Origin of the sequence: Streptomyces arenae (assembly GCF_022343545.1) — a bacterium.
GTDB classification, from domain to species: domain Bacteria; phylum Actinomycetota; class Actinomycetes; order Streptomycetales; family Streptomycetaceae; genus Streptomyces; species Streptomyces humi.
In genome coordinates, this window is the sequence record NZ_JAKQYH010000069.1 from 116,238 (window position 1) to 129,140 (window position 12,903).

The 12,903-nt window shown below is 72.0% G+C and carries 13 protein-coding genes; 8 read left to right on the top strand and 5 right to left on the bottom strand.

The genetic code is table 11. The features are described from left to right. Positions 1-214 precede the first annotated feature (214 nt). A complete protein-coding gene (locus MB828_RS32145) occupies positions 215-868 on the top strand; it encodes a lamin tail domain-containing protein (protein ID WP_301651243.1) in 654 nt (217 codons plus the stop codon). A gap of 89 nt (positions 869-957) precedes the next feature. On the opposite strand, the gene MB828_RS32150 is transcribed toward MB828_RS32145, so the two are convergent. Continuing rightward, positions 958-1,908, bottom strand: coding sequence for a ScbA/BarX family gamma-butyrolactone biosynthesis protein (locus MB828_RS32150; protein WP_133024066.1), 951 nt, complete (start codon positions 1,906-1,908; stop codon positions 958-960). A gap of 381 nt (positions 1,909-2,289) precedes the next feature. Here MB828_RS32150 and MB828_RS32155 point away from each other — a divergent pair, with 381 nt between their 5' ends. The 5 genes from MB828_RS32155 to MB828_RS32175 all read left to right on the top strand — a co-directional run bounded on the left by MB828_RS32155 (position 2,290) and on the right by MB828_RS32175 (position 5,664). Beyond that, the gene (locus MB828_RS32155; protein WP_301651244.1) at positions 2,290-3,012 is read left to right on the top strand and encodes an HAD family phosphatase; all 723 of its coding nucleotides are present in this window, start codon (positions 2,290-2,292) and stop codon (positions 3,010-3,012) included. Continuing rightward, the gene (locus MB828_RS32160; RefSeq protein WP_301651245.1) at positions 3,009-3,782 is read left to right on the top strand and encodes an SDR family NAD(P)-dependent oxidoreductase; all 774 of its coding nucleotides are present in this window, start codon (positions 3,009-3,011) and stop codon (positions 3,780-3,782) included. Before MB828_RS32155 ends, MB828_RS32160 begins: the two co-directional genes overlap by 4 nt. A 141-nt stretch (positions 3,783-3,923) precedes the next feature. Next, on the top strand, positions 3,924-4,589 hold the full coding sequence (locus tag MB828_RS32165; protein WP_133024069.1) for a ScbR family autoregulator-binding transcription factor: 666 nt from the start codon (positions 3,924-3,926) through the stop codon (positions 4,587-4,589). A 211-nt stretch (positions 4,590-4,800) separates the two neighbouring features. Next, on the top strand, positions 4,801-5,409 hold the full coding sequence (locus tag MB828_RS32170; RefSeq protein WP_301651246.1) for a ScbR family autoregulator-binding transcription factor: 609 nt from the start codon (positions 4,801-4,803) through the stop codon (positions 5,407-5,409). Between the two features lie 102 nt (positions 5,410-5,511). Next, positions 5,512-5,664, top strand: coding sequence for a hypothetical protein (locus tag MB828_RS32175; protein WP_301651247.1), 153 nt, complete (start codon positions 5,512-5,514; stop codon positions 5,662-5,664). Positions 5,665-5,671: 7 nt separating this feature from the next. Here MB828_RS32175 and MB828_RS32180 read toward each other — a convergent pair whose 3' ends face one another. Next, positions 5,672-6,943: an FAD-dependent oxidoreductase gene (locus MB828_RS32180; protein WP_301651248.1), complete on the bottom strand. Its 1,272-nt coding sequence runs from the start codon at positions 6,941-6,943 to the stop codon at positions 5,672-5,674. A gap of 577 nt (positions 6,944-7,520) precedes the next feature. Between MB828_RS32180 and MB828_RS32185 the strand changes: the two genes are divergently transcribed. Then, positions 7,521-8,387, top strand: a complete 867-nt coding sequence (locus MB828_RS32185; RefSeq protein ID WP_301651249.1) for an AfsR/SARP family transcriptional regulator — start codon at positions 7,521-7,523, stop codon at positions 8,385-8,387. Between the two features lie 22 nt (positions 8,388-8,409). Here MB828_RS32185 and MB828_RS32190 read toward each other — a convergent pair whose 3' ends face one another. Beyond that, positions 8,410-10,290, bottom strand: a complete 1,881-nt coding sequence (locus tag MB828_RS32190; protein WP_430381456.1) for a glycoside hydrolase family 5 protein — start codon at positions 10,288-10,290, stop codon at positions 8,410-8,412. A gap of 68 nt (positions 10,291-10,358) precedes the next feature. Further along, a complete protein-coding gene (locus MB828_RS32195) occupies positions 10,359-11,108 on the bottom strand; it encodes an alpha/beta fold hydrolase (RefSeq protein WP_301651250.1) in 750 nt (249 codons plus the stop codon). Between the two features lie 134 nt (positions 11,109-11,242). Between MB828_RS32195 and MB828_RS32200 the strand changes: the two genes are divergently transcribed. Then, positions 11,243-11,932, top strand: a complete 690-nt coding sequence (locus tag MB828_RS32200) for a DUF6215 domain-containing protein (protein WP_301651251.1) — start codon at positions 11,243-11,245, stop codon at positions 11,930-11,932. A 44-nt stretch (positions 11,933-11,976) separates the two neighbouring features. Here MB828_RS32200 and MB828_RS32205 read toward each other — a convergent pair whose 3' ends face one another. Continuing rightward, positions 11,977-12,558, bottom strand: coding sequence for a hypothetical protein (locus MB828_RS32205; protein WP_301651252.1), 582 nt, complete (start codon positions 12,556-12,558; stop codon positions 11,977-11,979). Positions 12,559-12,903 lie beyond the last annotated feature (345 nt).

The following is a 12,903-nucleotide window of genomic DNA, read 5'->3' on the forward strand; positions in this document are numbered from 1 at the left end:
TACATTCACCCTTTAAATGTACGTTGCATCTGAGAGTCATGACAAAGTGTTGGATCTGTAATGGGTCAGGTGTGTGTCCCACATCTCACGTGGTCGGGTTGCAGGGTGTGAGTGCGCGGCCGACCGGTCGCCACCCGCACAACGCACCCCGCGTGGCCCGCGGTCCGCCGTCGGCTGCGGCCGGGGTGTGCTCGAACCCTGCAAGGGGGACTCAGTGTCCGCTTCCGTTTCCGTGACCGCCCGCCGTCTCGGCGCCGCGACCGCCGTCGCGGCCGCCCTGGTGGGAGCGCTTGCCCTGCCGGCCGCGGCTTCCGCCCCGCATCGCGGCCCGGTCTTCATCAGCGCTGTTCAGCACGAGGTCCAGGGCCGTGAGGTCCACTCCAACCGGGCCCTGAACCGGGAGTGGGTGGATGTCACCAACACCGCCCGCCGGGACGTCAACCTGAGCGGCTGGACGCTGTCCGACGCGTCGGGCCGCACCTACACCTTCCACCACTACCGGCTGGCCGGCCGTGCCACGGTCCGTGTCCACACCGGGGTCGGCCGGGACACCGACCAGGACCTGTACCAGGACCGGCGTGACTCCGTGTGGAACCGCTACGCCGACACCGTGACCCTGCGCGACGACCACCGGGACCTGGTCGACGCCGTCTCCTGGGGCCACCGGCACCGTGACGGCGATAGGCGCCGCGGCGACGGGCGTGGCGGCGACCACCGCGGTGACCACCGTGGCGACGGGCGTGGCGGCGACCGCCGTGGGGACGAGCGTGGCGGCGACCACCGCGGTGACCACCGTGGCGACGACCACCGCGGTGACGAGCGTGGTGGCAGCCACCGTGGCGACGAGGGCCGGCACATCCGCGGCTGACGCCTGACGGCGGCCCGCGCCTCCCTGACGGGACGCGCGGGCCGCCGCGTCGCCGTCACCCCCCGGGCGTTGACCGCGTCCGGCGGACCCTAGACGACGGGCCCGCTCACGGTGGACGAGAAGACGGTCTCGCCGTCCTGCCGGCCGACGACCGTCACGGTGGCCGTACCGTCGTCGCCGGGCGTCACACCCGTCACGTCGACCCAGCAGGGGCTGTCGAGTTCGACGTAACGGTTGAACTCCGTGGCCGTGCTCGCCGGTATCAGCGTGCGCGGCGCCAGCCGCGCACAGGCCGCCTGCCGGGCCCCTTCCAGCAGCACCATGCCGGGCAGATGGTCGCCGCCGTGGTCGAACAGGATGGGGTGACCGAGGTCGGGAGTGAGCAGCCAGCGGTCCGGGGTGCTCGTGGGCGTGAGCACCACGTCGGCGGGCGAGGTGCGGCCGACGGCGGCCGGTTCCATCGGTTCTGAGGCCGCCACCGTCCGATCCGAAGTCCCGTCCCCTTCCGGCCGGTTGGCGCGCAGCCGGGCGTAGACGGCCGGGCTGACGACGGAGTAAAGCCCGTCCCCGCGGGCCACCGGCCGGCCGTCCCTGCGCAGTGCGAACCCGATGCCCATCCGGCGCGCGGACGACCTGCCGCGCGGCGCGGGGTCCGGGCAGGTCACCTCGAGCTCGAAGTCCGTGGGCCGGGCCCCGATCCGCAGTTGCTCCAGGTCCGTGTGACAGCTGAGCGACCACAGCACGAAGTGATGGCCGAGCGGTACCCCGTGTTCCGCGTGCGTCACGAACATGCCGGCCTGCCGAAACGTCTCTGCCGCCTGGAGGGGATCGTGACTCGCGCCGTCGGTGCTGTTGAAGAACGTGTGGGCGCGCGGCCACTGTCCGGTGAGGGAGAACCGCACCCCGTCGTCCTGGGCGGTACAGCCGGTGAGGAACACCTCGGCCAGGGACGCCCGGTGGACGTACTCCTTGGGAACCGTGGTGGTCAGCCGGGGCAGTGCGGGCAGACCGACTCCGATCTCGCTGGCGGACAGACTCATCGATGACCCCCCGTCGGATAGCTCTTCGTTGGCTTGAAGCTCTGTTCGACGCCTATAAGATACGGACCTACCGGTTTTCTCGGGTCGGCCACCAGGTAAAGGATTCACCAAGCGTGGTTCGACTCGATCCATGCATGACTCCGCTCCGTAGTGGTTTGGCCAAGTATTTTCGCGCTCAATCATCCAGAAGGCACGGCGAAAAACGGACTAACTGGCAGATGTCGTCGGCTGGTTCCCCGTGAGTGGCGCGCGCGGCCGCCCCGGAAAAACCTGTCCACCGGTCTCTTTTGGCCACGCGGCGGGGAGTTGGCCGTCACCCGCGACCCCGCGGTCTCGACAACGCCTGCATGATGGGCGGACGGTCAGCGGGAGGGAGACCCCATGGAACCACTGCGCACCCTGCGCCTCGCCGCCGTCAACATCGACGGCGTCCTGCTCAACGACAGCTTCAGCCCCGTCCTGCACCGGCTCGTCCTCAAGTACGGCGGTGCGTACACCCGGGAGCTGGAGCAGCGGCTCTTCTCGCAGTCCCGGCTCGCGGCCGCCCGTGTCCTGCTGGCGGAGACCGGCGCCGCCGTGAGCGAGCAGGAGGCCATCGCCGACTACTTCGCCGAGCGCGAGGACCACCTGCGCGTCCACCCGGTCCACATCCTCGACGGCGCCGAGGAGCTCCTGCACCGGCTGCGCGCCCTGGGCCTGGACGTCATCTGCTACGGCGGCCTCGACGAGGACCACTTCCGCCGCCATCTCGGCGCCTGGGAACCGCTGTTCACCGCCCCGCACTACATCTGCACCGACGACTTCCGCCCCGGCATCCGGGAGATCACCCGGGACCACTTCGGACTGGACTTCCACGAGGTCCTCTTCATCGACGACGTGGCCCGCTTCGCCGCCCACGCCAGAGAGCTGGACGTGCCCTTCATCGGTCACCCCAGCACCTTCGAACACGGCTTCCAGCGCGAGCTGATGCGCGAGCTCGGTGTCCGGCACCTGGTCGGCGGCCTCGCCGAGATCGACGAACCGCGCCTGCGCACCCTCGACCGCGAGGCCGCCCTCGGCACCGTCTGGCAGGACGCCGGCTCGCTCACCGAGGTGGCCCGGTGACCGCGCCGCAGGACACGGAACTCGCCGGCCGGGTCGCCCTGATCACCGGCGCGAGCAGCGGTATCGGCGCCGCCGCGGCCCGGGTGTTCGCCCGGCTGGGCGCCACCGTCGTCGTCACCGCCCGCCGCGAGGACAAGCTCCGTGAACTCGCCGGCACACTGCGCGCCGAGGGTGCCGAGGCGAGCCACCGCACCCTGGACGTGCGCGACGGCGAGGACGTGCGCCGCGCCGTCGAGTTCGTCGTCGAGCGGTACGGCCGTCTCGACGCGGCCTTCAACAACGCCGGCGTGGCCCTGCCCAAGACCCCGATGCACCTCATCGACGACGCCGACTACGAACGGGTCACCGAGACCAACGTGCGGGGGGTGTGGAACTGCCTGCGCCACGAGATCACCGCCATGCTGGAGAGCGGTGGCGGCGCGATCGTCAACACCAGCAGCGTGGGCGGCCTGGTCGCCTCCTCGACGGCGGCCCCCTACATCGCCTCCAAGCACGCGGTGATCGGACTGACCAAGGCCGCCGCCGTCGAGTACGCTCCGCATCACATCCGCGTCAACGCCATCGCCCCGGGGCTGACCCGCTCCGAGATGATCGACGACTGGTTCGCCAAGTCGCCCGAGAACGAGGCCCGCGCCTACCGCTCCGCACCGCAGGCGCGCGCCGCCGACCCGGTCGAGGTGGCCGAGGCCGCGGCCTGGCTGTGCAGTGACCGGGCGAGCTTCGTCACGGGTGCCACACTTACCGTGGACGGCGGGCGCACCGCCTGGTGAACTGCCCGAAGGATCCCGCTTCGGCGCGGCGGCACCGGCGTGGGACCGGCCGGGAATCGGCCCTCTGCGGCCGAAATACCGACCCCCGTTTGGGGTAAGGTACGTCACGTCCGGTTTTGTTTTGACCGAGGAGGGGTCCCCATGGCGCGTCAGGAGCGTGCGATTCGGACCCGACGCGCTGTTGTCGAGGCCGCCGCCGCGGTCTTCGCCGAGCGTGGGTACACGGCGGCGACCATCGCCGAGATCCTCGACCGGGCCGGAGTCACCAAGGGTGCCCTCTACTTCCACTTCGACTCCAAGGAAGCCCTCGCGCGGGGTGTGATCAGTGCCCAGATCAGTGACGACTACTGGGTGCCGCGCGAGCTGAAGCTCCAGGAGTGGGTGGACATCGGCATGACGCTGGCCTACCGGATCCCCAAGGAGGTCATCCTGCTCGCCGGCATACGGCTGTCCGCCGATCTCCAGGGGCGTTCGCTGTTCGGCAGTGCCTGGCCCGCCTGGACCGAGGTCGTGACCGAGAAGCTCGTGGAGGCCAAGCAGCGCGGTGAGGTGCTGCCGCACGTCGATCCCCAGGAGACCGCGGAGTGCTTCCTCGGTGCCTGGATCGGCACCCAGTTCATGTCCGAGGTGGTCTCCGACTGGACGGATCTCAACGACCGGATCTCCGTCCTCTACAACCATGTACTGCCGGCCATAGCCACTCCCGCGGCCTTGATCAGGCTGGACACCGCGCCCGACCGGGGCGCCCGGGTGGTCGAGGAAGTCGAGCGCCGGCGGCAGGAATCGCTGGTGCCCACCGAGGCCTGACCCGCCTCGGACCAAACCGTCGACCCGGTTTGCACGCAGGGCGAACAACGCTTCCGCAGGCATACGGGCTGTGGGGATGCCTGCCGGGCTCCGAAGGCCGGCAAACCTACGAAATGTGCTGTTTGCTAGGGTTTTCGAATCGCAATGTTGCAGGCCCAGGGGGAATCGGACCGTCCAATTCCGCATTCGCCCGGATCAACAGGGGGACGCGATGGTCAAGCAACTCCGGGCGGCCAGAACCCGCCAGGCCCTCGTTCTCGCAGCAGCGGAGATCTTCTCCGAGGACGGTTACGCCCTGTCCTCGCTGCCCGCGATAAGCCGACGGGCGGGAGTGAGCGCCGGAGCGCTGCACTTCCACTTCGCCAGCAAGGACGCCCTCGCCATCGAGGTGGAGAGCGAGGCCCGCCGTTCCGTCGAGCGACTGGTGGCCGACCGGCGGCAGTCCGCCGCCTCCGCGCTGCACCTGGTGGTGACGGTCACCCGGGAACTGCTGGTCGCGGTCGCCACCGACGTCGTCGTCCGCGCGGGCTTCCGGCTGAGCGTCGATCCCTCGCGCAAGAGCGCCCCGGGCTTCGGCTGCTGGTGGCGCGCCTGGGTCTGCGAACAGTTGCTGCGAGCACAGCGCGAGGGCGAACTGGCCGAGGGGGTGTCCCCGGACCGGGTCGCCGCGGTGATAGTCGCCGCGACCGTCGGCTTCGGGCTGATCGGCGCCGGCGACCTGATCTCGTCCCAGCACGTCGAACAGTTCTGGTCGCTGGTGCTTCCCCAGCTCGCCTCTCCGACGCACGAGTTCGCGGGCGCCGCGCGGTCCGATTCCTGACCCGGGTCCGGGAGTCCCGCCCGCCGACCGATGCCGGGTGTGACAAACCGTCCGCGCCGTTTCTGACTCGGGTTCCGGGATGGCAGGCACACGCGGCAGGCCGTGCCGACGGCCCCCGCGGACGACACCGCGCCCGACCTCACGGCATCGGGGGCCGCCACGCCCGACCTCGCGCCCGCAGGCGCCGTCACGCCCGGCGACGCGCGTGACGCCACGGCCCCCGACGCGACGGATCCCGTCGATCAGCTCGGCTGACGGCCCGTCAGGTGGATGCCAGGTGCCGTGCGATGCGGACGGCCGCGAACTCGGTCCCCGCCACGAACCGCATCATCGGCCCGAACATCGGGGCCGCGAGCGAGCCCGTGAAGTACAGACCGGGCACCGACGACTCGAACGTCCCCCGCAGCGCGGGCGCCCGTGACCCCGGCACGCACGCCACGGCACGCCGTACCGTGGGGGACAGGTAGGGCAGCGCGGCCAGGTCCAGCCGGTAACCCGTGGCGGCCAGCACATGGTCGACGGCGAGGGTCTCGCGCCGGCCCCTGGGGCCGGCGACCTCCAGGTGCACCTCCGGCCCGCGGACCACGGCGGCGGTGACCCGCCGCGAGGTGTGCACCGGTACGACGCCCGTCACCCGGTCCCGCAGCCACCAGCCGCCCGACGGGCCGAGCGCCCGCCGGAACAGCAGCAGCCGGGCCGGCGCGGGCAGCCACCGCACCCCGCCCGGCGCGGCGCACACCGCGGCGAGGACCCAGCCCGTGCCCAGCGGGGAGGCCGGCCTGGCCAGCCGCTGCGTCCAGGGCCGGGCCAGGTCCGGGGGCATGCCCCACAGCACCGTCCGCTCGCGCACCAGGACCTGCGTCTCAGCACCGGCCTCGTGCAGCAGCGCCGCGCTCTCCAGTGCCGACTGGCCACCGCCGACCACCGTGACCCGCCGCCCCGCGTACCCGGACAGGTCGGTGTGGTGACTGGTGTGCGACACGACCGTGCCCGGGCCGGGTCCCTCAGGTGCGAGGTGCCGCAACTCCGCCGGGACATGGGCCAGTCCGTTCAGCCCGGTCGCCACCACCACCCCGGCCGCCGCCGTCTCCTGGCCGTCGTCCGCCCGGACCAGGAAGCCGGCTCCTGAGGCGGCCCGCTCGACCGCCGTCACCCGGGCGGGCTCGACCTCGCCGACGTACCGCTTCTGGAACCACTGTCCGTACCGTACGAAGACATCGCACGGGATCGGGGTCAGCTCGGTCAGCTCCGGCTCGCCGTGCACGCGCCGGAAGTCCGCCAGCCGGCCGCCGGGCTCCGGCGCCGACAGGTCGGTGGCGTCCGGCGTCGATTTCAGGAACATCCCGGTCGCCATGGCGTGCCGCCAACTGCCCATCACCTCACCGAAGATCCGGACCGGCACCCCGGCCGCCCGCAGGTGGGCGGCCACCGAAAGGCCGTACGGACCGGCGCCGATCACCACGACCGGTGGGCGCCCGCGCCCGGTCAACGCCTGCTCCTGGGCAGGGCGTTGCCCCGGAAGCGACTGCGTCATGCATTCCTCCGCTGGTCTGTTCGCCGCCTTCCCCAAGACGACGCGACACTGCGGGATGGCACGTCCGGCGTGAAACGGCCGTGCTCGTCCCCCCTCCGCGGGTGAGTCTGTCCCACCGGCACACGGCTGGAAACGATATCGGCGCACGTTGGACAAAACTTGGTCGAATCATACGACAAGTGACGTCGGGGGTGTCATCGGTGTGCGCCGGGTGGATGTCCGCGGTCACCGATCCGACAGGACCGGTCAGTACCCGTGATCGCGTGCCCGGGACGGGTCGGCTGACCTGGAAGACCGTCAAGTAACAGACCAGATGGTTTGATTCGGTTGGTCTTCTGGCCCGCGCTCTCCAGGCCGGGGAGCCGGGTCCGAGCGCTCTCGGCGGTGTCGCACTTACCCGTCGGTCAGTCAACTTGCGGCGCTGTGCAGGCCTTTCTCCGTGCAAGGGAGCGGCCGAGGGGGTGCGGCCGTTCTCCGACGGGTTCACTGGAGGTCGTCCGGCCGTAGGTCGGTTGACAGACCGGTCGTGCTGTTTTCTACTGGCGGGGTGTCAGGTGAGAGCAACAGGGAGACGCGTGTGGACATCGGCTTGCTGGGTGCGCTGGACGTGACGGTGAACGGGGTCTCCATCGCCCCGACCGCGCCGAAGCCGCGCCAGGTGCTGGCCCTGCTCGCCCTGCGCGCCGACCAGGTGGTGCCCGTCGCGACCCTCGTCGAAGAGCTCTGGGCGGGCACCCCGCCGCGCACCGCCCGCACCACGCTCCAGACCTATGTGCTCCAGCTCAGGGAGCTCATCGCGGCGGCACTGCACCGGCCCGCCGGACCGGGCAGCCCCGGCACGCGGTCCGCGAAGGACGTCCTGACCACGCTGCCCGGCGGTTATCTCCTCGCCACCGGGGGCGGCCGCAGCGACATCCGCGAGTTCGAGCGGCTCCGCGAACTGGGCTGTCGCGCCATGGACGAGGAGCACCACGCGGACGCCTCCCGCACCCTGAGTCAGGCATTGGACCTGTGGAGCGGTCCGCCCTTCGCCGACGTGTCCACCGGAGCCCATCTGGCCATGGAGGCGCGCCGGCTGGAGGAGAGCCGGCTGTGCGCGCTGGACCGGCGGATCGAGGCCGATCTGCGGCTCGGCCGGCACCGGGAGCTGCTCGCCGAACTCACCGTCCTGACCGCCCGCTACCGCTCCCACGAGAACCTGCACGCGCAGTTCATGCTGGCCCTCTACCGCTCCGGTCGCCGCGGCGAGGCCCTGGAGGTCTACCGGCAGTTGCGCACCCTGCTCGTCAGGGAACTCGGGCTCGAACCGTCGGCACGCCTGCGCCGCCTCCAGCAGTCCATCCTCCAGGCCGCCGCCGACGCCCCCGGCCCCCCGCCGCACCACGACGACCTGACACGGGCCGGTGCGCCGGCCGGGCGCGGGCCGATGGCCGACTTCGGCTGAGGAACGGGAGTCCTTTGGCCGGCTACAACGTTGCGCACAGCACGGCGGCGGGTCCCTGCGCGCTTCCCACCCGGGTGGTGAAGGCGACGCCCGCGATGTACTCGCCGGCGTCGCACTGTCCCTTGTAGGCGCCGGACGCGAAGTCGTCGCCCGCCCCGTCGGCGGGCCGGCTGTCGGACCGGTCGAACCACACCGTCCGGCCGCCCGTGCCGAGCGCGGCGCGGGCCGGCACGCACAGCGCCGCCGACACCCGCTCCCCGCGACGGCTGTAGCCGACGACGAACCGGCCCGCCGGGCACTGGAACTTGGTGTAGCCGGACGCCCAGTCGCCGCCCGCCGGGACGTACCGCTCGTCCGTGACGACCGTCCGGTCGCCGTCCGCCGCCCGCAGATCACCGGCCCGCGCGTCGGTGCACAGGCCGCGCCCGCCGGAGTGCGCCAGACCGATCAGCCGCAGCCCGTCCGGGCAGACCGCCTTGTAGGCGCCCGAGTCCCAGTCGCCGCCCGCGCGCACCCGCAGGGACTCGACCTGGTCGCCGTGGTCGGTGGACAGCATCCGCCAGGTCGTCCCCGGTTCGACGTACCCCGTGCGGCCGGCGGAGTTCATGAGGCGGGACCAGGCCGTGGCCCGCCAGTCCCCGCCGTCGAGGATGCCGGAACGGTGCCCGGCGGTGTCGTAGCGCAGCAGCGCCCAGTCGTCGTGGCCCTCCCAGCCGACCAGCGGCCAGTAGGCGAAGTCGGTGTCGTGGTCGGCGAAGTAGTCGGTGATGTTGCCGAACCAGGCGCGGGCCGCCGTACCCGTCTCGTTCGCGCCGACGCCGAACTCGCTGACCCACACGGGGGCGGTGTAGTGCCTGCCCTCGGTGGTGACGAAGAACGCCTCGTCGGCGAGGGCCTGGTACAGCTCGTCTCGGGTCAGGTCCTGGTAACGGGGGTCGCTGGTCTCCCCGATGCCGGTGGCGCCGCTGTGCCGAGGGCCGGTGTAGCCGTAGAAGTGGGCCGAGTAGACGAGTTTGTGGGCGTCGACGAGGGTGTTCGACAGGGTGCGGACGGGGGTGAGGACGGGGCGGCCGTGCGGGAACCCGTCGACCGGCAGGCCGGTCCAGTTGATGCCCTCGACGACGATGAGGAGGTTCGGGTTCGCCTCGGTGAGGATGCGGTCGCCGGCGAGCTGGGCCGCCGCGTACCAGTCGTGGCCGTCTCCCAGGCCCCAGTTGGGGTCGTCCAGCACGTCCCGGCGTACCTCGTTGTAGAGGTCGGCGCCCACGACCCGGGAGTTGCCGGCGTACCGGCGGGCCATGAAGACCCAGTCGTCGGCCCACTGCTGAGTGGACTGGCCGCTGTTCCAGCGCTCGTTGCCGTCGACGCCGCAGCACCAACGCGAGGTGTTGGTGTGGTTGTTGAGGATGACGGCGAAGCCCGCGCCGGTGAGCGCGGCGACGACCGCGTCGTAGATCTCCAGGGGTGTCCTGCCGCGCAGCCGGGGATTGGCCGTGACGGCGGCGTCCGGCACGGCGGTCGTCGTGTGGATCATCTCGTTCGAGAACGGCAGCCGCACGCTGTTGATGCCCAGCGCCGCGAAGTCCGCGAGGAGCTGGGTCAGGGGTACGCGGTCCAGGCCGAGGGGGATGCCGTACGAGTCCTGGCCGGCGTGGTGGTTCGCCGGGTCGGTGACGCTGCCGCTGCCGGTCCAGGAACCCTGTGCGCCGTCCCAGTTGGCCGCCTTGAGCCGGAAGCGGTTCCCGTCGGCGTCCACGATCCAGCGGCCCCGGGTGGAGAGCGGCCCCCGCCAGGTGTCGGCCGCGGCGGCCGGCCGTGCCAGGGCGGTGGGCAACAGGGTCAGCACCAGGAGCACTGCTGTCAGGTACGTGACAATCTTGAGCGAGTGCCTGATCGGCATCATCAGTCCTCTGCGTGGAACCGGTGGGGGGTGTCGCGCGGCACGGCTGCGGCACCCTACCAGGGCGGGTCTCAGCGCAGAAGCGGTCCGTCCGCCGCGCAGGCCTCCGCCGTCCAGCCGTCCAGATCACGTTCGGGACGCAGCAACCGCCTGATGGCGGCGGCGGACGCGCGGTGCCAGTCCCGGCTGCGCCGGAGCATCGCGTGATCGCACCCCCGGAGCAGCACCATCCCGGCCTCGGCCCCCGCCTCACGGGCGTGCCGTACGTACGCGGCCGACTCACCGGGCTCGGTGGTGTGGTCCCGGTCCCCGTGGAGTACGAGGATCCGCGTGCCGTCGAGGTCGTCCACCGGGTCGTCGGGCGGACACCAGGGCGCCAGCGCCAGCACGCCGCGCACCCCGGGATCGGCGGCGGCGCGGAGCGCGGCACGCCCGCCCATGGAGTGCCCGACCAGCACCACCGGCACGTCTCCGGCCAGTCCGCGCAGTTCGTCGAGGGCCCGCAGGGTGTCGTGCAGCGGGTCGGCCGCGTCGTTCCAGCCCCGGTAGCGGTAGCGCACCTGGCCCACCAGCACGTCACGCGGCGAGGAGACGGAGGCCGCGACACCCGTGAAGGGCCGCATCCGCAGGGCGGCCGGCTGCCAGGGGCGCGCCGGACCGAGCCCGTGCTCCTGCCCGCCGTGCAGGACGAGTACCGCCGCGCGGGCCCGCTCCCGCGGCGCGCGACGCACCACCAGGGCGCTCCCGTACGCCTCGACGACCCGTCCGTCGGCCACCGTGTCCACCTCTGCTTCCTCCGGGATGAAGCGTGCTGCCGCCATCGAACAACGTGCAGCCGCCATCAAACACCCCCGGAGGAGGCCACGGCCACCGAGGGGCTGTGCTCCGTGTGCCCACGCCGTGAACGTCCGTTAGGCTCCACGCGCACAGGGGACGCACAGCGGGGGTGGGGGACATGAGCGAAGGTTTCGGCGAGCCCGAAAAGCACGGCAGACCGGTGGTGCAGGCACTCGCGGCGGTGGCCCTGCTGGCGGTCGTGATGGGCGCGCTGTGGGCGCAGAAGCAGTTCGTCCACCAGAAGGACACCAGCAGCGAACCGGCCACCTGCACCACCTCGCACGACCGGCTGCCCGCCCGGTACGTCTCCGGCGCCCGGCTGTGCGCGCTGCTGAACCGCCCGGACCTGCCGGCGCTGCTGGGTACGCCCCGTGAACGGATCGAGACCGCCGACGGCAACGGCGACTGGATCACCCTCTCCGGCGGCACGAAGATTCCCTCGCCGGACGCGACGGTGACCCTGAAGACGTACTCCGTGAAGCTGTCGGCGGCCTATGACGACATGCGTGTCGGGGAGACGGGCGACCTGCTCGCCGGCACCAGGCGGACGACGGTGCTGGGGCATCCGGCCGTCGTCTACTCCAGCCCGACCTTCTCCATCGGGTTCGACCTCGCCGGCGGCAAGGCCACCTCGGGTCCCGGCGGCACGGCGCGCTGCGTACTGGTCTCGCGGCACGCCGAGGACGACGGTAAGGGGGCCTTCGAGATCGCGCTCTGGCGCCAGGACGACGTACTGCCCGACGACACAGCCCTCCTCCGGGTCGCGGAGCGGGTCCTGCGGACCGCACCGGGCTGGGACGAGGGCTGAAGCCGCGGCGGCCGGTCCGGCCGCGGTGGCGGTGTGTCAGGCGCTCACGGAGCCACGGTCGTCGTGGCGGCGGCGGTGTCCGTGGTGGGCAGTGCCGGGAGTGCGGGTACGGCAGTGCCGAGGAGCCCGGTGACCGCGTCGAGGAGGGGGGCGAGCAGCCCGGTGACGGCGCTCACCACTCCGCCGAGGTCGAGCGAGGTCACCGCGCTCAGCAGCTTGGCGACGGCGGCCTCGATGGCGTTCACCAGGTCCGACACCGGGTCGGCCGCCCGGGTACCGGCGCGGTGCGCCGAGTCCCGGGCGCCGGTGGCCCTGAGGTGTTCCTTGACGGTGTCGCTCCACTTCCGGACCGCCTGCGCGTAGGCGGCGGCTCCGGCCGGGTCGAGCCTGGCGCCGGGCACCGTGGTGAGGAACGGGCCGACGAGTCGGGGGTCGTGCGTCGCTTCGAGCCGGTCCAGGAGCGTGGCGAGGTCGGCGCCGGACGCCGGAACCCGCTGTGCGGCACCGCGTCCCGGCGCGTCTCGGCCGGCGTCGGCGGCGGCAGCGGTGGCGGCGGCCGGGCCGAGGACCAGAGCGGCACAGACCAGGGGCGAGATGAGGAAGCCACGGGAGACCAGGGTGCGCATGGGGTTCCTTTCGAGACTGCTGTCCTTGTCCCCACCGTGGAAAGCGACACAGGTCACCGCAACCGCTCCTGCGGTCGCGCGTGGTGTTCGTCGCCCTGCGGCGAAGGCCTTGACCAGCCCGTTTGCACCATCGGTCGGCTCCGGCCGGATGTTCACCCGTCAGAGTGCGTCCCAGCGCCGCCGGGAGCCGCACCCGACCCGCTTCCCGGCACGCGAAAAGTCCCGCCCCCGACGGATCAGGGGCGGGACTCTTCGATCGGAGCGCCGGGCAGGCCTTGCACCTGCATTTCCCCGCAGGAAGCGGGGCGTCTTTCCTTGGACCACCAACGCAGCGCGCTTCACTCG